The sequence below is a fragment of the Paenibacillus sp. IHBB 10380 genome, assembly GCF_000949425.1.
Classification (GTDB): domain Bacteria; phylum Bacillota; class Bacilli; order Paenibacillales; family Paenibacillaceae; genus Paenibacillus_AQ.
Map to the genome: position 1 here is coordinate 1,965,802 of NZ_CP010976.1, position 24,582 is coordinate 1,990,383.

Here is a 24,582-nt window from a genome sequence, read left to right on the forward strand (position 1 = left end):
TAGTGCATTTTAGCGTGACATCAATTTGCCTACATAAAAATAAAAAAGCCTGATTTATCAGGCTTTACAGATACTGCTTATGTAGGAACTTTAGTGTCATTGGACATCCAAATCGAGTTAGAGCTGTTTGATCCTCATCTAACGGAGTATGGTCGCTCACTTACGCATATTGCTGCAGCACTTTGTGCTTGGGGAGAGCGACACATTGAGAATAATTACCCTGATAAATCAGCTGTATTATTGAGCTCAGATGAATTAGATTATAAGATAAGCCAAATGTACCCGGTTAGGATTTAGCCAAATTAATGATATCCTTGCTCTCCAGAATAGATTTATCATATCCTTTTGTAACAGTATGAATCATTGCAATACCAAGCTCCTTTAAAGACACTGTAACGTTTGGAAATAGTCTTCTTAGAATAGGAAATAGCCACATAAATGCATAATAAGATTTATGCGTATTTTTTAATCCCTTTATTGGATTGATGTAGGCAGGGCGAAACATGTATGCTTTTTTGAAAGGCAGCTGCATGAGGTGATTTTCTGTCTTGCCCTTCACTCTTGCCCACATCCTTTTTCCTAGCTCTGTACTATCCGTCCCCATTCCGGAAACATAGCAGAACACCATATCTGGGTTCAAGCCTGCGAGCATTTCTGCCATATGCACAGTAAGGTCAAACGATAATCGTGAGTACTCCTCCTCCTTCAAACCAACAGAGCTTACACCCAAACAAAAGTAGCATGCATTATAGTTGCTTAATTGAGACTTGATTGCAGATAAATCAAAAAAATCCTTGTGGATGATTTCAGTTAATTTGGGATGTGAAACGCCGCATGGTTTGCGGTTAATTACTAATACATGTTCCACATCAGGATGCTGCAGGCATTCATGTAACACACCCTCGCCAACCATCCCCGTAACACCTGTAATTATCGCTCTTATTTTCACGATGGATCCCTCCTTTTTCTCAATTAAATGTTATTAACTATTCGTCTGTCCATAGTGAAGCTTGGCTCCCGCTGCCATTAGCCTAGACGCGACGAGTATAGCCTGTGCTCTATGTCTAGGTTATAGCGATCAATCTGACGCTTGGATTGTACAAGCGAGGGAATAGCGTCAATGTCATTTATTATTTTATTATTGTTGTTCATATATATAGTATGGCTCCTAATTACTTTTGTGTCAACACATTGTTATAACACATCAATACCCCGCCTTTCTTCGTATCTGGAACTATATTCCTCCTCGGCCACTGCAAAAGGCTCGATCTCTCTTTTATTCCAAATCGAGTTAGAGCTGTTTGATCCTCATCAACCGAAGATTTTACCAAATATAATGGAGTTATATAGTTGTATTTGATTATGTTATCCTGCCCGTTAGCGTAGCGAGGCTGTCGATCCTTAGGATCTCATGAATATTATCATTATTTGTGCCTTCGTCGGCAATCGGATTATGTTCTTGTCACCCGACAATGATGTAGATGTGTTACATTATATACCTCCCACTTTCCCAGTAAAAAAATAAGATATGATGTGACACATCACTTTTCTGATTCTGTAATTAGAAAAGCCACTGTCTTATACAGACAATGGCTTTTCTACCTTATTGCTTTCGAATGGCTTCAAAAGTAATCACTTGACCCGCGTTAGTTGGTTGCTTGTTGTAAACATAATCAGCAGAACATGTAATATCAGTGAAACCGATACTCTCTAAAATAAGTTTGAACTCATCTATTCCATACCAACGCATTGCAAAGCGTTGCAACTCGGATTGACTCAACTTTCCTTGGTGCCATTTTTCATATTTTAAATAGGATACTGTATATTGATTGAGCCAATCTATTTCAAACGATTTGCTTTCCATCGTAATCCCTTCCCCATTAGGTAGAGAAAAAGTTGACGTAGAAATCTCTCCTGTTTTCCAACCATGAGGTAATTCAAGATCAACAATCAAGCGTCCCCCTGGAACAAGGTGCTTATAAAAGCATGTTAATGCGTTTAGAGAATCTTCTCGCTTCTCGATCAAACAAAAGGAACCCGTAGGAATAATAACCGCCTCATACTTAAATGGCAATGAAAATCCCTGTAATTCACCTTCATATAAGTTTGGATTCAGTCCTCTTTCTTTACACCGTTTACGACACGAGTCCAACATTTCAGGAGAGTAATCAATTCCATCGACAGTATATCCAGCCTCAAGCAACGGAATCATAACTCGTCCTGAACCAACTGCTGCTTCAAGAATACGTCCCTGACAAGTTTTTAACCGTTCTTGGTAATACTCAATATCACCGTCTAAAGAATACCCCACAGGTTTGGTGAAATCATAGATTTCGGTACAAAGTGAACTGTAATAACTAAACATGTTTTTTCCTCCGTTTTTATGTACGGAAGATTATTAATAAAAGAATTTTCTAATATTAAAACTTCCGTACCTCGATTTTAATAGATGAATGAACAGATCTGACTATCATAAAAGATCACTCGCTTTCCGTAATATATAAGAATATTGTACGAAGTTTATTCTTTTAAAGCAACAGTGGCTATAGATTTAATAAATACATTTTCGATGTTATTTTTAAAATTACGTGTATTTTTCAAACTCATTCTTTAGCCAAATTTGATTCTGTTCGGCAATATATATCTTAATATCAAATTCAATATCTAATAAAGGATTATTGTGTTTATACATTTCTAGTAAAATCATCGTCTTGTAGAAACTCTTAATAGCTGATAAAAACAATTGAACAGTTTTGGAACTCTTGCTAGTTAAGTAGATCCCTTCATGCCTTTCTCGACCACGTATCTTACAATGCATCTCTTGAATCAGATATTGTCTGATAGTTTGATTGCATTTGATTCATCATTCCAAGATACTTTCAGGCCCTTATAGTGACTTTTATACTTTAACCAGTGAAAGAATCGTTCTAAGGTACTTAAGTAGGCAATTACAGAGCTTTCGCTAATTCTATTAATCTGTTCATGATAAAATTCTGTCAATGGAATAAATGGTTCTTTCTCACGATATATAGATCGATACGGTGCATAATCTCCGCTGCATTCACATAACCATTCAAATTCCGCACAACTTACTCACGAATCATAGAAAACAGATGATTTTGCTAGTGTGTACTGTGTTGTTATACCCTTCGACTATGTTAACTAAACCTCTCCAGAGCGCAAGTATGTCGATGATTAATTTGTATGGTGTTACTTTCTTATTATTTGCACGATTCTTTAGAAATCTTGGCGAGAGCAGATTTCCGGTTCTGGATCATTTCATTTCAGCGTATTTGTAAAAGCAGAAAATCAGACCATACGGTCTGATTTTTCCAATTAGTGCGGTAATCCCAAAACCTCTGTCGCTGGAGTCCAAAAGATGTGTATTCGATTATGGAATATGAAGATTAAACCTTAGCAAAATGACTCATAATCATTTCGGCGGCCCACTTATAACCGCCGGCTTGCCGTAAAGATTCACCGATGAGGTAAGCCTGCTGTTTATAAAACGGATTGCTTAGGACTTCTGCTAATGCCTCTCTCAAATCAGTTGCACTGAGGTTATGTTTATTTAAAGTGATACCCGCTCCCAACTCCTGTACCCGATTGGCGACAAGAGGCTGATCCGACGTTAATGGAATCATCACCAACGGAACGTTGTAATAAAGCGCCTCACTCGTACTGTTCATTCCGGCATGTGTAATAAAAACATCCGTATGCTGCAGCATATCCAACTGTGCAATGTATGGCTTGACGATAAAATTATGAGGAATTCGATCAGCCAGCGGCTCCATATCCGTGTATCTTCCTGAAGATAGAACCACATTCACCAGCAAATCCCCAAATGCTTCAAAGCAAAGCTGATAGAAATCCAAGTTTTTATTTAAAATGGTTCCCATGGCAATGTATACGGTTTGCGGGTAACGTTCACGAAGCAGCTCGAACGAGAAGGTCGGAGCATCTTGACGCGGTATGATTGAAGGACCAGTGAAAATAAAACTATTGTCCAGCTTTTCTGCCTGCGGCTGAAAATAACGGCTTGTATACACGAGCTTTAACCGACCTGCATGTGCCGGAATCTCTTCCATGGCTGGAATACTCACTTGAAACTCTTGGGCTAACTCACGCGTTATCTTCATCGTAGCCTCATACAGTTCCTTCGTATTCGTATCCATCTCCTTCTCATTCAAGCCTTGGCCAGCCCCTAAAGGATCTACGAAAGCAAAGGAGGCAATCGAACACACCGCGGGAATTCCCAGTTTTTCTGCAAGAATAGTCCCTCCCCAGCCCATCAGGGAATCAAAGATCAAATAATCGAACTTTTGATTTTCTATCACTCGAAGCACTTCGGGTATCATCCTCCGAATGATACCGCCTACCATCATATAAATGAACTGATAAGAATGCGTGTACTCCTGCGGTTTCAACACCGGATCATGAGAGAAGGCATCTTGCGGAAATGGATAGGTAATTAACTGGGCTCCGGTTTGTTCAATTCGGGAACGGTACTCCTCCGTGCACACATAGACAACTTCCTCTCCACTGTCAATCAACTGAGTAACTAATCCTAATGACGGATTCACATGGCCCTCAGCCGGAGTAATGACAACTAATACACGTGCCATCTTGTCCACCTCCCAATGCAATTTTTTTCCCCGTTCTTCGTGATGTATTTAACGACGCGACCCTCATCCGTTACATGGGAATGTTCTCCTTCACCTGGCTGATCGGATGATGTTCTTGATGAACGAGTTCGGTGATTCGTAAGGATGCCAAGAAACTTAATAAGACTAATAATAATTGGAGTGTTAACACCATCAAAACTCCTGTCGATATGCCCCACTGTAAAGTTTCGGACAAGGCGATTAGAGCACCGCCAACTCCAATGCTTACTCCCATATAGAAGGAATCCACGAATTGGAGATTCGCGGACATTTCTCCCTCTTTCCTAGGCGCGGCATGTTGTAAAGCAATAGCCGCAGTTGTAGGGTTGGCCAATCCAACACCGAAGCCGGTAATCATTTGCGAGAGCAGGATGAGTATAATTCCACCGTCCGACAACATAAGGGCTAGGATCACAAGTACAGTCCCAGCGATCATAATCCCAATGCCCACCATGACTCTGCGCTTTCGGCCACGACCTCGATCTCGTACATCAAGCTTGGCTTGCAACCACGCTGCGGCGGACCAGCTCAAAGAACCTGCTGCTACAAGGAGGCCAGCAAGGTCTGCCGATAACCCCTTTACTTCGGTTAGTGCCAAGATCACAAAACTTTCCGTTGTAAAATAACAAGCAACATACAACCCTCTGGAAACCAATGTAGCAGGCAATCCTTTTTTTACCGAAAAAGTGCCCCTAGGCAGCAGTTTGCGCATTTGTGGGATCATGACGAATAAACCACCCAAAGTGAGTACTATTCCTTTCCAATCGGTTATCATACCGAGTCCTGTGAGTAACAGCCCTGTTCCAATGGCAAGTAGAATCGCATGAATAGTCTTCGAGTCGGCTGTTTGGGCTGGACCTGTCAGAACTTGCCGAAGCTGCAGATCACGGAAAGAGCGGAATGTGAGACTCAATGCCAATCCAATCAGGGGTAAAACGATCCAGAAAACAAACCGCCATGACATATAGGAGGCAATAAGGCCTGCCACATAAGGCCCAATTAAGGAAGGCAGGACAAATGCCATGGAGAATGCCGCTAAAATTTGAGTACGAAGAGCATCCGAATAATGCAACGTTACACAGGTATAAACACATGTGATCAGGGCTCCCGCCCCAAAACCTTGAAGGGCTCTTCCTGCAATAAGCATGTGCATATCAAAAGAAACAGCCGCAACCACGGTACCTAGCACAAAAACACTAAAAGACACAAGCATGGATGTAAAAACGCCGCGCTTGTCAACCTGCTGACCCATGACCAAGGTCCCTACAAGCTGAGATAACAAAAATGCGCTGAAGATCCAACCGTATAAATGAATACCCTGCAAGCTTTGTGCCATTTTCGCGGCAATTGTCGTAATAGCCAGCCCCTCGAAAGCTACGGTTGTCAGAACCAGCATAATACCAATCGTCAACGCCCTGTGCTGAGTATCAAAAATCCCATTATGATTGTTGTTTGTCTCCTACACCTCCATAATAGATGAGTTTTATGGTAAAATTCACCTTTTTTATGATCTAAATATACAACAAACACCATACTTTGTAAATAAAAATGTTTAATAAGTAGAAGTGATAGAAAGCAAGCTGAGTACTTCAACTGATTATCATACCGTACATAACGGCAATCGAAGACGGCACAGCCAGGTTGATATCCCTGTAAGGCTGAGGGTTGCCTCTGTCTTTATTCAGTTTTAAGGGTAAATGGTCCTTCTCTGTCGCTCGGTAATCATTGCTCCAGAGAAGCTTCGCCGTGCGATCCCCTGAAATGACCTGCTTTCTGAAAATAAAAAGTCGCTAATTTTAGCGATTTCGGATGGTGCAATATTCTAGTCCCCCGACATTCCTCCTTCCTTGGGAGTTCTCATCGTTTTTAATCTATGCGTAAAACTATTTAGATCAACATCAAATCGGAAAAGGAACCAAGTTCTTGTCCTCAGCTCGGGACAAGAACTTGGCTCCCTAAAACAAAAAAGCCGCTAATATAGCGACTTTGTATGGTAATGTCTTACCCCCACATAGTACAACGCTTGATCTATTGATTGTATTGTTCCAAACCCATAACTTCTTTTTCAATGGTGATTTAATAATTCATCGATGGCTGCTTTACCAAGTTCAAAAGTTCTGTTTTTCCGTAAAGTGTAAAGTTTATCCAACCAAGGTTTTTTAATTTTTTTCTAGAATTGAATGTTCGGCTCATCTCACCGCCCTTCCCTGTTCACCCGCACCAACACCGGGTGCTTCATGCCTATGGAAGGAATGGAATTCACCGTACTCCGACCGGTTACCTATGGGCAGTGGATCCGGAAGCCAGGCGATGCGGCCCGAGTCCGTCGGCGGACGTGCCACCGATGACAAAGAGATGCTCTTCGAACAGCCCCTTGTGGTCCTCAACATACTTTCTGTTTCACCGAATTGGCACTGTCCTGCAGTTGGTCGTACATCGACCGCGCCGCCTATTACAAAGATTCCCGCCCGCTGCGACGCCAGCGCCCGCTTGCCGTTGTGCCCACCCCGGCTCAGATGAAAAGCTACAATCTGTGTCTGTCCTACTCTCTTTCAAACAATTGCTTATGCTTATTGAAAAATCGATAAAAAAATTGTACATTGTCTAGTTCAAACCATTCTGCTGTTTGAAGAGGCTTGGCATCCAGATTATAAATTTTTGCATGTAACGTGCCTAAAACAAAGGGAGAATGAGTGGCAATAATAAATTGACTATCAAAATATCGTGCCAGCTCATTTATTTGTTCTGCCATTCTTATTTGATTAGCAGGAGAAAGTGACGTTTCCGGCTCGTCCAATAAATACAATTGCCCTGGTAGCAGATATTCCTCAAAAAACTGCATGGACGTTTCTCCATTTGAGTATTTTTCTTGTGAAAATTGAATGTTCTCCAGCTTCTTCTTAAACGCATACGTAGCTTCATATTGTGCTGCCTGAGCCTTGCTCATCCCTTTGTTAATCTGTTCATACATTATTCCCTCACGCAGCACGGAAGATTGCTGTATCTTCTTGATCTCATATAAAATATCCTCTGATTTCATATATCGACTTCCTTCTGGAAGTTGCCTGATTTCATGCTCTTGCTCATCATGCCCAAGCTGATAGCTACTCAAATCAAGGAATCGCTGAGCATAAATACTATGCCCATAGCTTGTCATTCTTTCAGCCCCCGAGATTCCTAGCTTGTTGGAAATTACATTGAGTAAAGTGGATTTTCCGCTACCGTTATTGCCATACAACACAGTAATTCGATCAAACAAAAGCACCTCTCCAGCCACGTGCTTAAATACATAATCAGGGTATATGTTGGGATTTCGATCCGTATAATCAGAAAGCTTAAAGCTTCTTAAATAAATCATTGCCGCACTCCTTCTACCTGTCTTATAGTTTGAATTCTATTTTACCAGAAAAAAGACAATGTATTCTTAGGATTGCAGCCGTATTTCTCCCACCTTCCCAACTACTAATAATCTATTCCATTCCCCCTTCATGTTTACATTCATCTGGACGAGAGGGTCTTCTCGCCGCGCAGCCTGGATAGCCGATGCAGTTGCCCTCCCTGGTTCATCATTATCCAAATGCAACACTAGCCTTTCCGCTCATCGTGGTTATTATCGCCTTGCTTGGAGTCAGTGCTGCAGCTGTTAGCGCGGACGGCGATTCTACTTAAAAGAAGAGGGGGACCTATTACATTGGCTACTATTATATCTTTTCCTATATGGAGTGAATTTGTTGGGGTTATGATATCAGATGGAACCCGAGTGGAAGAGAAAATCGCTATGTCAATAGCTTTGCTGTTCATCTCGTTGCAATCACTTGTCTTATCTCCTCCATTAAAACAATGTTAGAAACAATCTTATTGGTTTTTCCCACTGATTTGAATGAATTGTCTGAAATTATTAAGTTAACAAAGATGTCCCGTTTAGAAGAAGTTAGATAAGTACAATTAAAGTAAGTTTAAATCGTCTTCAGTATCATTTTATTAGGAGGAAATCACATTCAAAATAATGTAATGTAATGTAATGTAACTTTATTCTCTCGGATTCCAAGATAAAAGAAATAATTATTATCAGCCAAACGGCAATCGGAACAGATTCTTGACAATGCTTAATGTCAAGAATCTGTTCCGATAAAACAAAAAAAACGCGATCTACGCGGACATTAATCGGACTATATTCTTTGTCATCTTACACCAGTGGAATTTTTGCGAAATCTATTATCAGCAATTTTAGGGGTCGGGGGTGATTAGACCCTTGCCCCGCCTACCCTTTTATCGTTTCGAAATTTTCATTTCACTAGTTAAAATTGTTTGCTCAAGTGATGGTGCGCTCGTACATGACCGAAATTGCTAGACCCGATGCTCTTCAAAAACAATAACCCTACTCCTACCAATTTATCATGAAGAGGACAAGGCCTTATAGGCATTATAAGCTTTCATTGCTTAAAATATAGCTGTAACTGCTTTGCCACACAGCTTACTTCATCTTCCGGTAACTACAGAGCGTGAGACTAAACTCACATCCGAACTGAAGAATTCTCTCGCATTTGCAGATGAAAAGCTGGACGCATTATCTTAAAAAAATGCCGAGATTTACTCTTTGTGGCAAGAGGACAATGTTCTTGTCCTCTTACACTAAATACTTGTTCTTAACGTCATGTTTTTCGTAGCCTAAAATGCGCGTCCATTTCCGCTTTAAGCATCTCTTGAAGTGTCTCTGCGAATAGTCCTGAGCTGTTACCAGATTGTTCTCCTTAATGAATCGACGACGTTCTTCCTTTGACCATAGCGCCATGTATTCTCCCAACCTTACTTCTATTTCCATTTTAATGGATTTGGGATTTTACACAATATAGTTACAGACTCTGTTTCAGTCCTTTCTTTAAAATGAGAAAGAGCAATCTGTTTTAGACAAGTCACTCTTTAAATTATAAATTAATCTATCTTGTTGTTTGTTAAATTAGTTCTCCACTCATTCGTTGGTGTAAGATAACTAATCATTCTTTCATCGATTAAATCCACAAGTTTATTCTCATATCTTTTTCTATAAGGTTTAGGAAGTTCTTCTTTTAGCCAACTTTCCTTTGTTCCTTTCCAGATTTCAAAAAGAGTAACCTCATTTGAATTATCAATATCATCTGAAAGAACGGCACTTACAAAAGCTGGTTCATGTTCCATCGCTCTCATATTAGCAGATAATAATTCTCTGAATTCTTCCTTTTTTCCACTTTTAATTTTAAATCTTATATAAAGTATTACGTTTTCTCTATTATTACTCATAAATATCCTCCTACTTAATAAGTTTAGACTTATCATCTAAGTAATCATATCATGTCACTCAAAGTTATAACCGGCAGCCTTCCTAGTACCGTCTTATGAATACATAAGCTAATTCCATTCAAAACTGCCCGTTAGCTCAATGAAGTGCGACTAGAATTTTGCATAACATGATTGCTTTTACATAAACCAACATCGCCACAATGTAGGTAACTTTGTGTCAAATAACACACCAATGACATGCGATGCCCCCAATCTTTGGGATCCTGTTTGTTTTGCGAAAGAAATTCCCGCTTCAAACAGCTTGTCTACGCCTGCGGCACAGCCGTCTATTCCAATACCAGCATTCCGGACCGTTCCATGGCCATATCCAGTTTTGCAAATGAAAAGCCAAGTCCGTTATCGCTTCTTCGGGGTCGTGTTTCATTTCTGTCAAAATTCATTGCCGTCATTCTACACGGATCGACCCAATCGTACGGATAATGATAGAAGGAATAACCAGCAGCAGCAGGATGGAGCCGTAAACACCAAGAGTGTAGCTGGTAACGTAAGCGTACCCGAATCCCTGATGTAACAGGGAGGAAATGAGATGAATCAGCATGTTTGTATAACAAAAGGCGTAACTTCGGATCATCCAGTTCCGGTGACGGGTTATCCGTCTCTTTTTGATCTGGACAAGCGCCGTTATGGTGATAAACAGCCATACGATATTTAGCGTATTTAATCCTATGCTGGTTATTTTCCCTCCGGTGGCATAAGGCGCCATGTATCCGGAAGTCAACACGACGAGAAATACGGACACTAAATAAACATATCCGTTTATGCGATGAAATTTGCGGCTTTTTTCAAAAATACGATTGGAAAAATTGAGCAGCCCTGCCGCCATGGCGATGCAGGCAAATGCGACATGAATATACATAATGTTCAGCCAAACCGGAAGATTAAGCTCTCGCTTAAGTCCCGTTTTATGGCTTAAAAACCCCTCGGCTCCAGGATGAATCAAATAATTTCCTACCAAAGTGTACAGGATAAATAGAATAGTGACACAAGCCAAAAGCGCATATAATGTTTTCCGTTTTACCATATGATCCAATACCTCCGCGACTTCATAAGTAATTTTTTTATGCGTCACGCACTTCAACTTGCCGCATGATCACTTTTGTCATTCCCTTCTTTTGATACTCGTTTTTTGGCAATCATCTCAAACGTATCATTGCCACAGCCCATGCATCCTTCATTCTTAAGCTCCTCGATGGTCGCAAACTCACCATTGATGCCGACATACACTTCTCTTAAACACTGCTTGCAGCGGTAGGTGCGCAGTGTTTGTTTCACTTCGCCTGTATACAAAGTGTCCGTGAATTTCTCTGAATATTCCGGCTTCGTCTGATCCGTTGTCCGCAGAATGAACATCTGGCACCGGTTAGCGCTAATTTCCGCGCCTTCGTAGGCGTTGAATTGCGGGAAATTAGCGCTGACCGTCAGCCCCATGCGGAGAAATTCGCGCTGCATGGAAAGCATAAAAGCAGGCGATTTATGGGCAAAGGACAGAAAAATAGGCAGTCCCTTCTCCCTCTTCAATGCCTGGCTGCCGCGCGATACGAACAGGCTCAGGCCCATCCCGGAAGCGTATAGGGGGATCCGTAAAGAAACAATCATACTGCCCGTGCAGGTTTTCCGGCAGCGGCCTTAAATCCAACCCGCGTCATTGAATCGGCAGTCCTCACTCCTTCGCGCAATCGTTTCACCTTACGGACACGTGCAGGAACAATGGCCATATTGTAGTGCTCGGCCATCTCGTGATAGATCTTATTGATAACAGCGGAGTGCTCGGATGCTTTCTCTATTCAGATCTTCAAGTTGTCCGGAATGAGTACACGAGTCGTGCCGCCCAACAATTGATATATGTGGATATAGTTGACTGTTGTTTCACAAAAAATTCTTTATTCCCTAATTTTTCAAAGGAGCAATCGTCACCCAATATACAGCCCCAATACTGCTATCAAGAACGTGCTGATTTATTTGTGATTTATAAATTGGGCTCCCGTTTTGCAAACTCTTGTAACATCCCTCTTATTTGTTCTACCAATAAAGCAGGCGCTTTCTTTGGGGAACCCGTGTCAAACGGAGGCTGAGGATCGTATTCCAAAATCAGCTGGACTCCTTTACTCATATCTTCTCCCAATTCCCATGCTATTAATTGAAGTGCCATATCGATACCAGAGGAGACACCGGCTGCTGTAACGATTTTGCCCTGACGAACCACTCTTTCATCTGTTGGAATTGTTCCAAGAGATTGAAGCAGGTCGAAGGATCCCCAATGACTGGTGGCTACGATTCCATTTAACAAGCCTGCGGCGCTCAAAATCAGAGATCCGTTACAAACCGACGTGGTCCATTTCGTAGTTTCATGTATTTGGCGAATCCAATTTAACGTTTCTTCGTCATTCATTGGAGTTTTATAATTTGGCGGACTGCAACCTGGAACAACAAGAATATCAGCTGAAGTAACTTCAGAAAAACTGTAATCGGCATGCAAATAGCCCATATTTGAGTCCAATTTAATTAACCCCTTTTTCTTAGCGACAAACTTCACTTCACATTTCATTGTAGCAGCAAATACCTCGTATGGACCAATTGCATCCAATGCTGTGATTCCATCGAAAAGCATGATTGAGATTTTCAAGATGATCTCTCCTTAATTTAACTAAAATTTCTTTTCAAAATAATTACATGATGGGTATCAATGATATGGTAAGAATGTTAAATGCCAATCAAATAGTATTCCTCATACCAGCTCCTTTTAGTAAATCTCCTAAAAAAAGACCGTTCGGTCTCTTTTAAGATAACATACTATATGTTAATGTACAGCTAAAACATGTTACACTTTCTTAACAATAATAAATAATGGAGGATATTATGCGAAAAGGTGAACAGACACGAAGGCACATCGTCCTAAAATCGGCAGAATTATTTAATCAGAAAGGGTATGCTGGCTGTTCAATGAATGACATTATGGAGGCTACAGGACTGCAAAAGGGGGCAATTTACCGGAATTTCAAAAGTAAAGATGAGATTGCTTTAGAGGCGTTTGATTACGCTATTGATACTGTCTCTCAACATTATTCTGAAGAGATATTCCATGCTAATACAGTATTAGAAAAAATCGGTGCATTTTTTAATGTATATGAAGATGTAATAAATAACCCCCCAATAAAAGGGGGATGTCCGTTGCTGAATACTGCTGTAGACAGTGATGATACCAATTCGCTGTTAAGGGAAAAGGCACTTCGAGTTTTCCATACATTTCTCAACATGATTGAAGAGATTATCGAAGAAGGTATTCAAAACGGAGAGTTAAAACCTAATATCGATACAAAGGCGGTGGCCTCCTTTATTGTTGCAATTTTTGAAGGGAGTATTATGGCTAGCAAACTAGAAAGAGATAATAAACACATTGCCTACAGTAAGCAGCAGATACTGCATTATTTATTTATGCTACAAACTGATGCATATATATAGATTTTGATTTGTTTTTCAGAGCTGGACTGATAGGAATAAAATCCAATCTATAACCTAAACTACATGTATCTCGGCTGTCACCCTTAAAAAAAAGTCGATTCCTTAATGAACAGGAAATCGGCTTTTTATGTGAAAAAATCCGTTAACGTACAGGTAGCTGGTTTAATTATGTCCAAATTGATTCTAAGTGTACAACTTTCCCGAAATGATACGTTGACCCCTTTTACTGTCCCCTTTTCAAGCACTACTTTTTGTGGGCAACAACTAACATCATAGATGCGATCATGTTTTCCTTTGTCCGCCGCGCCGGTGAACTCCTATCATGAGACCGAAGCCGATATCGGCGGAACGAATCGATCGGTCAGCTATTCGCCTCCCTTCAATACCGTAAGCGCTTGTTCCGCCGCTGCGCCTTCATGCACGATCGACATTAACGCAGCCATCATGCCGGCAGGATTCGGATGCTGAATCACATTGCGTCCGTATACGATTCCTGCAGCGTGATGCTCGCACCGGTTGGAAAGTCAAACTGCAAGGAAAGCAGTAGTCCACCGTAAGTCGTGAGCAACCCAAAGACGGACATCCACACGATCAATTGTCCAAAGCTTCGTCCTATCCTTAATGCGGCCATTGCGGGCAACAATATAATCGCGTCAATCATAAGTGCTCCTACGATTTTCATAATAAGCCCAATCGAAAGTCCGGTTAGAAACAGCAACACGCTCTTCAGCGTATCCGTAGGTACTCCCAGCCACTTCGCTTGATCTTCGTCGTAAAAAAGAAATTGCAACTCTCTGTAAAAAATAACCAGTACATTCCAACCACGACCAGTGACAGGACAGTAAGAAAAATGATATCCAGCGTAGTCAATGTCAAAATACTTCCGACAAACAGTCCGAATACATCCATTGCCGGAATGCCTGCGATGTGAAAAATAAGAAAGGGAAGGGCAATAGCTCCGGTCATGAAAAAAGGTCCCGATTAATCCCGTATCCAGATTGAGCTTGCTCGACAGTGGCCCTAGAAACAATTCCACTCATTGCTTCCTAGCACGGCATCTTCTCCCACTACAGCAACTGATTCTCCCTCCTTTAGTTGAAAGCTCAAATCCTTCAATATCGGTATTCGGCCGTACCCTCTTTAAGAGCTATATTCATTTCAATCGCCACTTTCATGCGTATAGCACTTATATTTTCATGAATTACCCATCAGTGTGAAAAAAACGATATCATTGATATAACTCGAAAGAGCTAATTCATTTCAGGTTCAGACTAAACGACGAACAACCCGGAAAGTCGACGGCCTCGCGGGTTGTTCGTATGTTCATGCTATGAAATTAATACTTCATATTCCGCGAAACGGTTATGGCATCAGATACAACTCGCTCATCTCGTTCCGGATCCAGCTCATGAGCCCCATGATTACGAGCAGAACGACAGCGGACGAAATGAGCAGCGCTCTTTACATTTCAGCTTCTCCGATCATTTGCCGCTCGATTTTCTTCATCTCATAAAAATAACCTTTTTGCTTCATCAACGCTGAATAGGAACCCGTTTCTACTATCCTGCCTTGGTCCAAGACTACAATCCGATCCATCTCTTCCAATCCGGTAAGTCGATGACAGATCAAGAGAAGCGTATCTTCAGCCGCCTGTGCAAAGAGATGCTGCATTACTCGTTGCTCTGTCACGTAATCCAGTGAGGATGTTGGTTCGTCCAGAAGCCATAACCGTCCTTTACGAAGCATGGCCCGCGCCAGAGCCAGGCGCTGCTTCTCGCCATCCGATAGGTTCTCCCCTTTTTCATACACCATATCGGTCAACGATGTATTCGGCAGTTGCACTTTGGCAAGTACGCCCGACAATTGTTCATCAGAATGTTCTTCTTCATTTAACAGCAGGTTGTCCCGGATCGTTCCCCGAAAGAAGTGACTTTGCTGCAAGACTACATTCGACGTTTGCCAAATGCTCGCCTCATCCAGTTTCTTCACCGAAACGTCGTTTAATCGTATATCGCCAGCCGTTGGTGTACGCAGCTTGAGCAGCAATTCGATAATCGTTGATTTTCCTGATCCACTCGGCCCGACAATCGCTGTTTTGGAGCCAGGTAAAATGTGCAGGGACAACTCCCTGAGCGCCGGTCTCCACTCCCCTTCATATTGAAAGGTAACACGGGATAGCTCCATCGAAACGGCCTGATCGGCAGACAACGCACCGTTTGGCTGCGCAGACTGCACATCGGAGGTCTGTATCGTTTCCGTCAGTCGTTTGGCTGCGTGTTCGCTATCCTCTTTATACGCGGGTAATGTGGCCATAGCCGACGCTTCTTCAAATACGGTTAGCGAAGCCATGACCAGCATGGCAAGAAATACGCCTGCAAGCGCTCCTTCCATAATTAAATAGGCGCCAAGCGCCAGCACTCCCCAGGAAATGAGAAACGTAACAAAAGCATGCATTGATTGCCCGCGCAGCAAGTGCCCTGCTGCTCGTTGCTGCTCAGCTGCCAATACAGCGGAAGCATTCTGAAGCTGCTCCTCCCGCTGTGCCAATTGCCCGTATACTTTCAAATCACGGAAACCATACAACACTTCGGTGACTTCCGTGGACAGCTGCGCCCTCTGCTCGCGAACGCGTCCATGTATTCTCCGCTGCCCGAGTAACACAATTCCAGGTACAACGAATGCTGTTGCCAACATACCTAGCACAAACAGAACGGCAATCCAGAACGAAAAGGTAGAAGTAAACAACACCGTAGCCAAAAACACCATGACGACCATAATCGGGGGATAAGCGACTCGCAAAAAATAATTTTGCAAACTTTCCACATCCCCAACGATCCGCGCAAGCAGATCCCCGCTTCGATTTTTGTTCAATATACCTGGCGTTAAAGGAATAAGCTTGGCAAAAAAGGATGTACGCAAACGGCTAAGCATGGAGAACGTCGCCCGGTGAGAATACAAGCGTTCTCCATAACGACTTGCCGCCCGAAGCAAACCAAGCAGTTTGACCATCGAGGTGAGTACAATTAAAGTATAAAGCGGTGGCGCAAACACCGTTTGCGAAATCAGATACCCGCTCGCGGAAAAGAGTGCCACACCGGCTATGCCGGCGATAAATCCACACAAAATGGAAAGAATGATATCCTTGCGCTCCTGAAACATCGCCTTTGACAGGACAGCCAGCTCATTCATGATGATACCCCCCTTTCCGCTCTACATCTACCATCTCGGCATACTGAGGCAGGCGCTCCATAAGCTCGTCATGCCGCCCTGAGTCCACCAACACTCCAGTATCCATAAACAAAATCTTGTCGGCTTGTTGAATCGTATATAATCGGTGAGCCACCGTAATCATCGTCGCCGTTTTGGCCAGTGACGCAATGGAGCGTTGCAATACCCGCTCGGTGTGCAAATCCAGTCCCACTGTGGGTTCATCAAACAAAATGATGGCAGGTCGCTTCAAAAAAGCGCGTGCCAAGGCAAGGCGTTGCTTTTCCCCACCAGACAGTCCCCTGCCTCCTTCACCAACAAAGGTATTCAATCCTTGCTCCAATTGAGCGGCAACCGCAGCTAGTCCAGCTTCCTCCACAGCCTGTTCAATTTCAGCCATGGAGACGTTCCGCCCCGCACCAATCGCAATATTTTCAGCAAAAGTGCCTGCAAAAATATACGGATGCTGTGTAATGTAGCTAACACGTTCGAACCATGCGGCCTCAACGTATTGCGAGAGTGGGCTTCCATTCACCAGAATCGTTCCTGATGCTGGTTTCAGCAAACCCGCAATGAGATGGAGTAAAGTTGTTTTCCCTGAGCCACTTTTTCCAACAATGGCAATATGTTCTCCCGGTCCAAGCGAAATCCGGCCTGCCTCAAGTTCAAATGAATCAGGTGCATACCGGAACCGGAGATGGTCCAGTTCAATGGATGGTGGCATTGGAATCATCTCTGCAGGGGCTGTCCGGAACCCGTCCGTCTGTGCCACCACATCGTTCCTATCGCTTGTGTACATTCCCTCTTCACCCTCGGTTGGGGTGCTTCTGTTGCTCGTTTCTACAAGCATCTGTTCCACTTTACGAACTGCTCCCATACTTGTTCGACCGCTGTGAAAAGCCGTTCCCGTATTCTTTAATAGGCTGTAAAACTCGGGAACGAGCAACAAAACGAGAAAGGCGGTGTGGAACGTCATCGATTTGAAAACGAGCAACTGAATGGCCAGTTCGAGAGCGACAATGCCGATGCTTAACATCACGATCGATTCCAGCATGAAGGTATTCGTAAACGCAATCTTCAAAATGCCCATCGTGGCATCACGGTAACTCAGGCTACTGCGTTCAATCTTCTGTTGCTGACGGTGAGCCCGTCCGAATATTTTCAACGTAACTAGCCCTTGAAGAGAATCCAGAAACGTACCGGAAAACTCGGCCAGTTGCGCATATTTTTCTTCTGATTTGTTCTTCGTTTTCAGCCCAACCAAAATCATGAACAGGGGGATAAACGGAGCCGTAAACAGCATAATGAAGCCTGTGTTGACATGTTGGATAAACGTAACGACCAAAATCAGAAGCGGGATCATAGCAGCTTCCATCATACGAGGCATGTACTGACTGAAATAGCTGTCAGCCTCATCCACAGCATCCAGAGCAACACTGACCTTTCCTCCCGTCTGTCCACGAAGGGTTGAAGGCATGGAAGCATGGGTCAGGTTTTGCAGCACGGCTGCTCGCATATTCGTCTTGGCACGGGCAGCCATATGCAAGCCAACTTTCCCGTTCCCATACGACAACAGTGTGCGTACAGCCATAACAGCCAGCAGTATGCCGAGCAATATGACAACCGATGAAAAGGAAGCTCTCTCCACAAAAATCCGCTGGACTGCTTCAGCAAGCAATGCGGCCTGGCTTATAATAGCTACACCAAGCGCCAGCGAAAGGATAGCAAGAAGAATCATATTTTTCCTTTGTAAAGACATTTGCTGAGAGATCAGACTGGATTTCCTCTTCACAGAACTCTCCTCCTTTATATATAAAGGCCTGCAAGGGAACCCCTCACATGACATAATGGATCAATCCACTTTATTTCTTTCCTTTTACATAATCCGCATCAAATAGGAAAAGTCTGAACACTAGAATCAGTGAAGGGATCAACAAGCACAGACCACCGATAAACACAACCACTAGCGCGAAGCCCATCGATGGTGAAGTGGCGCTGCTTTGAATCGTGATATACGGATCAAGAATATAAGGGTATTGCCCAATCCCATACGCGAAAAAGGCACAGAAAAATTGCAGCATGATGCATATGAAAGCTAATCCGTAACGGCGTCCGTTATATAACAGCCACATCGCGATCATGAAGAAAGCAACGGAAAGTGCCAGCAACCACCATAAATCCATCATATTTTGAAAATGCCGCTCATTGTGTTGACCCAAATAGATAAATGCTGTCAGTGCGAGAATTATCGTTGGTGTGCTCCAAAACAGAGCGTAGTTCCGCATCAGCTTCAACGCCGAATGATCCTCTGCCCGAGAAGCGTAAAATGTCAGAAATGAGCCGCTAATGAACAAAACGGACACGATTGCCAGTCCAACGATGCTCCACGATAACGGATTGGTAAACAACGCCCAGTAATCAAGAGAAACCGTCTCACCCTGCTTCACGATAAAGCCGCCTTCAGACAAAGTAAGTGCCACTGACAACGAAGCCGGAATAAGCAAACCTGTAGCTCCGTACAAAAAAAGATATACTATGTTTTTCTTGGAACCATAATTTTCAAAAGCATAGAACGAACCGCGAATCGCAAGAAGAATAACTGCAATACTTCCCGGAACAAGCAGCGCGGAGCCATAATAATAGGCCGTGTCCGGAAAAAATCCGACGATGCCAATGTAGAAAAAGATAAAAAATACATTTGTGATCTCCCAAACGGGTGATAAATAACGGGAAATCAGACGATTAATGAGATGATCCTGCTTCGTCAAACGGGCATAAAAGGCGAAGAATCCCGCTCCGAAATCAATGGAAGCTATAATTAAATAGCCGTACAAGAACAGCCAGAGCACCGAGATGCCAATTAATTCGTAACTCATCATTCAGTGCCCCCCTTTTCCGTAAATTGATTAGGATGTTCCTTCATCCATTTCTCCATCTCAACTTCTGCCGGATTATTGTTGAACAAGCGTCTTAGCACGATTACACACATACTGCCGAGTACGATGTACAAGAGTAATAAGGCGAAAAATATAATTCTTACATTCGGTGAAGACGTGGCAGCCTCCTCAACACGCATATATCCACGGATAATCCACGGCTGTCTCCCAACTTCTGCATAAAACCATCCTAGCTCTACAGCTAGAAAAGCGAGCGGTGCGATCAGTGCGATGATGCCAAGCATCCACTTGTTAAGCGCATTGCGTTTTTTCCAGAACACCAACAGGAAATACAGGACCGAAATCGCGAGCAGAGCAAATCCGATTCCGGCCATTAAATCAAACAGGTAATGAACGAGAAGCGGTGGCCATTCATCCTTGGGGAATTCCTCCAGCCCCGTTACCTCTGCATTAAAGTCTCCAAAGGCCAGAAAGCTGAGCACTTTCGGCAGATGAAGAGCCCCTAGAACTTCATGCTCTGCGTTCAGCCATCCCATTAGAACCAAATCCACACCGCTACCTGTCTCAAAATGCCACTCTGCTGCTGCAAGCTTCTCTGGCTGATGCTCGGCCAAAAACTTGGCGGACACATCTCCGGCTAACGTGTTCAGCAAACCGAACAGCAAAACAACCGCCATCATGAGATTCAAGGATTTTTTGTGGTATGCGGACACCCCTTTTCTGAGCATCGCAAAGGCTGCAATCCCGGCTAACAAGGCAGCTCCTGTCAAATAGGCCGAGCTTAATACATGGAATACCTTGGAGAACGTTGCCGTATTCAGCATCGCTTGCACCGGGTCAATCGCTGTGAATTGACCTGCTTCCATGACAAAGCCTCCAGGCTGGTTCATGAATCCGTTCACCGTCGTAATAAAAACGGCAGACATGCCTGCCCCGGCGACAATCGGAATCGTCAACAGCCAATGGATATACGGATTTTTGAACCGATCCCACGTATACAAATAAATGCCCAGGAAGATGGCCTCAAAAAAGAACGCGAACACTTCCATGAATAACGGAAGTGCAATAACATTCCCAGCCAGTTTCATAAAATTCGGCCACACCAGGGCTAGTTGTAGTGAAATCGCTGTGCCGGTCACGACACCAACCGCTACAGAAATGACAAATCCTCGAGACCACCTCTTCGCCATAAGTGTATAATGGTGATCCTTCTTGCGGATCCCGATGAACTCTGCAATAGCGATCATTAGCGGTATACCGACGCCAATCGTCGCAAAAATAACGTGGAACCCGAGAGTCAAGCCTGTCACCAGCCTGCTCCATAGCACCGTATCAATTGCCATTCTTTACTGCTCCCTTCAAACTCTGTTCATTTTTCGTAATAAATTGATGCTCATGACTAGGCCCGCTACCGTTTGGCTACATCTCATATCCAGTTTGCCAGAGTAATTGACACCGTTACATTTTCCAGCGCTTAGATGTTCCACTATCTTTGTATGCAAAAAGAGATTGTTTTCACAAAGTAAGGGACGTTGATGCTTTGCCTCACACGCATTGCATTTTACTGCCGTTCGTTACTGGCTGAAGTGAGAGCTGGCGAGCCTGTTCTAACCTGGTACCTGAATACAGTCAAAGTACTAGACGAGACCTAATAGTTAAAATTATTATATCTTGATCTGTAAGTAATTCAATCACTGACACGTCTTCGTCCCTAAACGTTCAAGAAAGGATCAACTCTTTCTGACAACTAGGTGAAAAACACAAAAAATACCCGATCGAGCTATTGATTCATTTAGCTCATATGTGGTATTACAAGTCTACTCGCATATCGATTTATGCTAGGTGTGCCGCGCCTGTTATGGATGGCTTATTCAGTGCCTTTGGCGTCACCTGTCGAAGACCTATCCCCATTGCATTCCCTTTATACTCTCTTTTAAAGAAAGATACATTCTATTGAAGTTACCCCTGTCAAGTAGACAGTAATGAAAGAAGATCACTAAGCAACCTTAGTTCGGTATTCAACCGGACTAAGGGCTTAATTTCTTTTGGAATCGATGGTGGCTTTAAAAGTGGATATAGCGGTGGACTTCGTTCATTAATTGCTTCGGGTTGTGGAATTTCAGTAGTCGGAGCGACTCACTCTTTAAATGTCCAAAGAAACTTTCCATACTAGCATTGTCGAGACAATTGCCCTTACGTGACATACTTGACTGTATGCAGTGACGCTTTAAAAGCTACTTACAATTCAAAATAGGCAGAAAATCAAATCAATCTGATATTAATTTGGAATAGATATTGAGATCATTAAACTTTCTTTCTACTCTTTTATATTGTCTAAGTGTTCCTGCAAACGTAAAGTTGAGCTTTTGTATATGCTATATTTTAATGTCAGGTTTAAGATATTGACATCTGCGCATAGTTCAGTCCCTTCATTTTTGAAGTTTCATTATACAAGAGCTTAAGGGTTTATCTACGATCAGTTTTTGTTATTAAACTTCTCCGTTAGCTTATTTCACTGCTAAATTTGAAGCGGCTTCTTCAGCTTCTTTATATGCTTTTTGTAATACTTCATCTCTGTCCAGTATATCAGTACCTTGCGCTCGAAGAATTTGATAATCTTCAATACCGAAAAAATTGAACATCGACTTCAAGTATTTATGCGAATATTCAATTTCGGTATACCAGTCATTATTGGTATAGATTGCCCCACTTCCTTGTATCACAAGCATACTTCTTCCATCTTTAAGAAGACCAACTGATCCCGTTTCTGTATATTTAAAGGTTTCCCTTGCAATCATAATATTATCCATATAATCCTTTAACTTTGATGGCACATTAAAGTTATGCACTGGATAAACAATTACATACTTGTTTGCACTTTTAAATTGTTTTAATACATCATTCATACGCTCTGTTACTTCTTGTTCCCGACTTGTTAGTTCTTGACCTGTTTTTAATTTTCCCCATGCACTTAAAACAGTTTGATCTATCATTGGTACTACGTCCTTGTACAAGTTAATTTGTTCAATAACTTCATCATTAGAATGCTTCTCCTTATAAATTTTCATAAAGTAATTAAATACATTTAGACTAACTGAAGAGGTGGAATCGACTTCTGGATGTGCATTGATGACAAGCAGTTTGCTCATTGGATGTGTTCTCCTTTAAATTTAATTTATTTAATCTTGATTGTAGATTATATCAATCGTTGATAAAACTAATCGTCGATTTATATAATCTACAATATAAAAGTTTCATAGCCTTTTGTCAAATTCTATAGACAAAATTCTAAAGTTAGTTTTTGGTAATTTACAAAAAAACATTTAGGGCTTATAATAATTGTTTTGATAGCCTTTTTACAATGAAAGCAGGTGAGTCTATATGCAGTATAGTGTTATGGTTGAATATGCGTTGCATAGCCTTGTTTATTTAATAGACGTACCCGAAGAGGAAAGTATTGGAATAAAAGACCTTTCAGAATTTCAAGGGCTTTCAGAAACATATCTCTCAAAAGTTTTTGGTAAATTATCAAAGTCTGGTATCGTGAGTTCTACACCTGGTGTAAAGGGTGGTTATAAATTAGCTAAGTCCCCCGAAGAAATTTCTTTTTGGGATGTAATAGAAGCAGTTGAAGGAGTAAAACCTATTTTCCAATGTAAAAATGTTTTGAAAAATAATCTTATGTATTTAGATAAAGAATGCTCTTCCTGTACTTCCGCCAATTCTTCTTGTATGATTAACTTAACTATGCTTGAGGCAGAAGAATATATGCGTGAGTTTCTTCGTAATAGGACCCTTGCATGGTTAAATGATGAACTTAATCACGTTTTACCTGAAAAATTGCGGACAGATAGCCGAGAATACTTTATAAGAAAAAACTCAAACTAACTCAAAACGTAATTATTAATATAAACAAAGCCCTGAAAATCTTCTGCAAATTTTCTGGGCTTTATATATTTATTATCAATTACTAACCTCCACATCCGAAATTTTCGGATTATCGGATAGGAAACATGAATATGATGGAGAAGCATCCGCAATCAGTAGATCACGAAGCATTAGTAAAAACTTGAAGCCGACCTCCTTTTCAAAAGTGTCTATCTTCCGGGTGATACGCGCATGGTTTTATTTTTTGATATCTACAGGAACCGATATTTTCTTGTTGTAGGTCTTAATATATTGATATCCCTCTCAACGTTTCCCATCCAAATTGAATAACTGATGCAAAATGCGGCATCGAATCGCATAAAACGAAGAAAACCTCTATTATGCGGGTTTCTCGTTTTTATACATATGATTGTTTAACCCTATTGTCAATACCGACTCACTATCTGACACTCTGGAAATTAGCTTTAATTTTTAATTTATACTCTTTATTATGTGAAGATTCCCGGCTTCCATATAAAAGAAACTCATTTAATACCTGGACAACAAGCAGTTGTGTATCTGTAGATTCTTCAATCAACAATTGCAATCCATCGCTAATAATCTTCTCTACAAAATTCCCTTTCGTATACTCATTAATATGAAAGTATATTTCAAAACTATATCCCTCTAAAATCCAAGTAAATACAGCGTCTGTTAGTTCTTCTTTCGAAGAGTAATAATAATATATTGATGGCTTCTGTATGCCTACAGAATTAGCGATCATGTCATCCCATAACTGTTCTAGGATAATGTTACTATGGGACAGGAGATAATGACATTGACGAATGCCGAGATGAAGAAAGTTCTGGTTGTGAAAAAGTTGTTGGATGGACATATGACGAATCAGGAAGGAGCAGCCTCATTAGGGCTTTCAGTGAGACAGGTTCAGCGTCTTAAACAACGATATCGGAAAAGGAGGAGCGGCTTGCATTGCCCATCAGAATCGCGGCTGCAAGCCCGCACATGCGCTGATTGCTCGGGCAACTTTCTGCGGAATGGATGGTCTCTATGCTATGCTATTAGATAAATACGGATATCGAGAAATCCCTATATATGGTTAATCAACAGGTGTGATTTTATACAAATCTAAA

20 protein-coding genes and 5 pseudogenes are annotated in these 24,582 nt (G+C 42.0%); 5 read left to right on the top strand and 20 right to left on the bottom strand.

Annotated features, from left to right (window positions below):
- Positions 1-99 precede the first annotated feature (99 nt).
- The gene (locus UB51_RS08465) at positions 100-297 is read left to right on the top strand and encodes a helix-turn-helix domain-containing protein (protein WP_144406984.1); all 198 of its coding nucleotides are present in this window, start codon (positions 100-102) and stop codon (positions 295-297) included.
- Here the strand turns inward: UB51_RS08465 and UB51_RS08470 are convergent.
- The 6 genes and pseudogenes from UB51_RS08470 to UB51_RS08490 all read right to left on the bottom strand — a co-directional run bounded on the left by UB51_RS08470 (position 287) and on the right by UB51_RS08490 (position 8,022).
- On the bottom strand, positions 287-949 hold the full coding sequence (locus UB51_RS08470) for an NAD-dependent epimerase/dehydratase family protein (protein WP_044876930.1): 663 nt from the start codon (positions 947-949) through the stop codon (positions 287-289). The genes UB51_RS08465 and UB51_RS08470 overlap by 11 nt on opposite strands.
- Positions 950-1,006: 57 nt before the next feature.
- A pseudogene (locus tag UB51_RS28860) lies at positions 1,007-1,152 on the bottom strand (MarR family transcriptional regulator); the annotation flags it as partial.
- Positions 1,153-1,603: 451 nt separating this feature from the next.
- Positions 1,604-2,365, bottom strand: a complete 762-nt coding sequence (locus UB51_RS08475) for a class I SAM-dependent methyltransferase (RefSeq protein WP_044876931.1) — start codon at positions 2,363-2,365, stop codon at positions 1,604-1,606.
- A 1,042-nt stretch (positions 2,366-3,407) separates the two neighbouring features.
- Complete coding sequence (locus tag UB51_RS08480) at positions 3,408-4,625, bottom strand: macrolide family glycosyltransferase (protein WP_044876932.1); 1,218 nt, start codon at positions 4,623-4,625, stop codon at positions 3,408-3,410.
- A gap of 70 nt (positions 4,626-4,695) precedes the next feature.
- Entirely contained in the window at positions 4,696-6,060 is a 1,365-nt protein-coding gene (locus tag UB51_RS08485; protein ID WP_082063291.1) for an MFS transporter, read from the bottom strand.
- Positions 6,061-7,206: 1,146 nt separating this feature from the next.
- Positions 7,207-8,022 carry an AAA family ATPase gene (locus UB51_RS08490; protein WP_044876934.1) on the bottom strand — a complete coding sequence of 272 codons (816 nt, stop codon included), beginning with the start codon at positions 8,020-8,022 and terminating at the stop codon, positions 7,207-7,209.
- A gap of 333 nt (positions 8,023-8,355) precedes the next feature.
- Here UB51_RS08490 and UB51_RS28190 point away from each other — a divergent pair, with 333 nt between their 5' ends.
- The gene (locus tag UB51_RS28190; protein WP_160297241.1) at positions 8,356-8,511 is read left to right on the top strand and encodes a hypothetical protein; all 156 of its coding nucleotides are present in this window, start codon (positions 8,356-8,358) and stop codon (positions 8,509-8,511) included.
- Between the two features lie 792 nt (positions 8,512-9,303).
- Here the strand turns inward: UB51_RS28190 and UB51_RS29630 are convergent.
- The 5 genes and pseudogenes from UB51_RS29630 to UB51_RS08510 all read right to left on the bottom strand — a co-directional run.
- A pseudogene (locus tag UB51_RS29630) lies at positions 9,304-9,456 on the bottom strand (IS256 family transposase); the annotation flags it as partial.
- Between the two features lie 140 nt (positions 9,457-9,596).
- Complete coding sequence (locus tag UB51_RS08495; RefSeq protein ID WP_044876935.1) at positions 9,597-9,941, bottom strand: putative quinol monooxygenase; 345 nt, start codon at positions 9,939-9,941, stop codon at positions 9,597-9,599.
- Between the two features lie 445 nt (positions 9,942-10,386).
- Positions 10,387-11,022: a DUF2306 domain-containing protein gene (locus UB51_RS08500; RefSeq protein ID WP_044876936.1), complete on the bottom strand. Its 636-nt coding sequence runs from the start codon at positions 11,020-11,022 to the stop codon at positions 10,387-10,389.
- A 53-nt stretch (positions 11,023-11,075) separates the two neighbouring features.
- A complete protein-coding gene (locus UB51_RS08505; RefSeq protein ID WP_052675816.1) occupies positions 11,076-11,597 on the bottom strand; it encodes a bis-aminopropyl spermidine synthase family protein in 522 nt (173 codons plus the stop codon).
- A 370-nt stretch (positions 11,598-11,967) separates the two neighbouring features.
- Positions 11,968-12,624 (bottom strand): DJ-1/PfpI family protein, encoded by a 657-nt coding sequence (locus tag UB51_RS08510; protein ID WP_044876937.1) that lies wholly within the window; start codon positions 12,622-12,624, stop codon positions 11,968-11,970.
- Positions 12,625-12,857: 233 nt separating this feature from the next.
- Here UB51_RS08510 and UB51_RS08515 point away from each other — a divergent pair, with 233 nt between their 5' ends.
- Positions 12,858-13,460, top strand: coding sequence for a TetR/AcrR family transcriptional regulator (locus UB51_RS08515; RefSeq protein WP_044876938.1), 603 nt, complete (start codon positions 12,858-12,860; stop codon positions 13,458-13,460).
- Between the two features lie 469 nt (positions 13,461-13,929).
- On the opposite strand, the gene UB51_RS08520 is transcribed toward UB51_RS08515, so the two are convergent.
- From UB51_RS08520 to UB51_RS08545, 8 genes and pseudogenes are all read right to left on the bottom strand, one after another.
- Complete coding sequence (locus tag UB51_RS08520; protein ID WP_044876939.1) at positions 13,930-14,496, bottom strand: metal ABC transporter permease; 567 nt, start codon at positions 14,494-14,496, stop codon at positions 13,930-13,932.
- A 425-nt stretch (positions 14,497-14,921) separates the two neighbouring features.
- Positions 14,922-16,649, bottom strand: a complete 1,728-nt coding sequence (gene cydC / locus UB51_RS08525; protein ID WP_044876940.1) for a thiol reductant ABC exporter subunit CydC — start codon at positions 16,647-16,649, stop codon at positions 14,922-14,924.
- Positions 16,642-18,459 carry a thiol reductant ABC exporter subunit CydD gene (cydD, locus tag UB51_RS08530; RefSeq protein ID WP_044876941.1) on the bottom strand — a complete coding sequence of 606 codons (1,818 nt, stop codon included), beginning with the start codon at positions 18,457-18,459 and terminating at the stop codon, positions 16,642-16,644. Before cydD ends, cydC begins: the two co-directional genes overlap by 8 nt.
- 70 nt (positions 18,460-18,529) lie before the next feature.
- Complete coding sequence (locus UB51_RS08535; protein ID WP_044876942.1) at positions 18,530-19,546, bottom strand: cytochrome d ubiquinol oxidase subunit II; 1,017 nt, start codon at positions 19,544-19,546, stop codon at positions 18,530-18,532.
- Positions 19,543-20,907, bottom strand: a complete 1,365-nt coding sequence (locus UB51_RS08540; RefSeq protein WP_044876943.1) for a cytochrome ubiquinol oxidase subunit I — start codon at positions 20,905-20,907, stop codon at positions 19,543-19,545. The genes UB51_RS08535 and UB51_RS08540 overlap by 4 nt, the downstream gene beginning before the upstream one ends.
- A gap of 653 nt (positions 20,908-21,560) precedes the next feature.
- A pseudogene (locus UB51_RS26980) lies at positions 21,561-21,798 on the bottom strand (IS3 family transposase); the annotation flags it as partial.
- A 33-nt stretch (positions 21,799-21,831) separates the two neighbouring features.
- Positions 21,832-21,936: pseudogene (locus UB51_RS28865) on the bottom strand (GNAT family N-acetyltransferase); the annotation flags it as partial.
- A gap of 135 nt (positions 21,937-22,071) precedes the next feature.
- Positions 22,072-22,713 carry an FMN-dependent NADH-azoreductase gene (locus UB51_RS08545; RefSeq protein ID WP_044876944.1) on the bottom strand — a complete coding sequence of 214 codons (642 nt, stop codon included), beginning with the start codon at positions 22,711-22,713 and terminating at the stop codon, positions 22,072-22,074.
- Positions 22,714-22,945: 232 nt separating this feature from the next.
- Here UB51_RS08545 and UB51_RS08550 point away from each other — a divergent pair, with 232 nt between their 5' ends.
- Positions 22,946-23,452 carry an Rrf2 family transcriptional regulator gene (locus tag UB51_RS08550; RefSeq protein ID WP_044876945.1) on the top strand — a complete coding sequence of 169 codons (507 nt, stop codon included), beginning with the start codon at positions 22,946-22,948 and terminating at the stop codon, positions 23,450-23,452.
- Between the two features lie 439 nt (positions 23,453-23,891).
- Here UB51_RS08550 and UB51_RS08555 read toward each other — a convergent pair whose 3' ends face one another.
- Positions 23,892-24,215, bottom strand: a complete 324-nt coding sequence (locus UB51_RS08555) for a TetR/AcrR family transcriptional regulator (protein ID WP_234405573.1) — start codon at positions 24,213-24,215, stop codon at positions 23,892-23,894.
- A 54-nt stretch (positions 24,216-24,269) separates the two neighbouring features.
- Between UB51_RS08555 and UB51_RS29635 the strand changes: the two are divergent.
- Positions 24,270-24,462: pseudogene (locus UB51_RS29635) on the top strand (helix-turn-helix domain-containing protein); the annotation flags it as partial.
- Between the last annotated feature and the right edge of the window lie 120 nt (positions 24,463-24,582).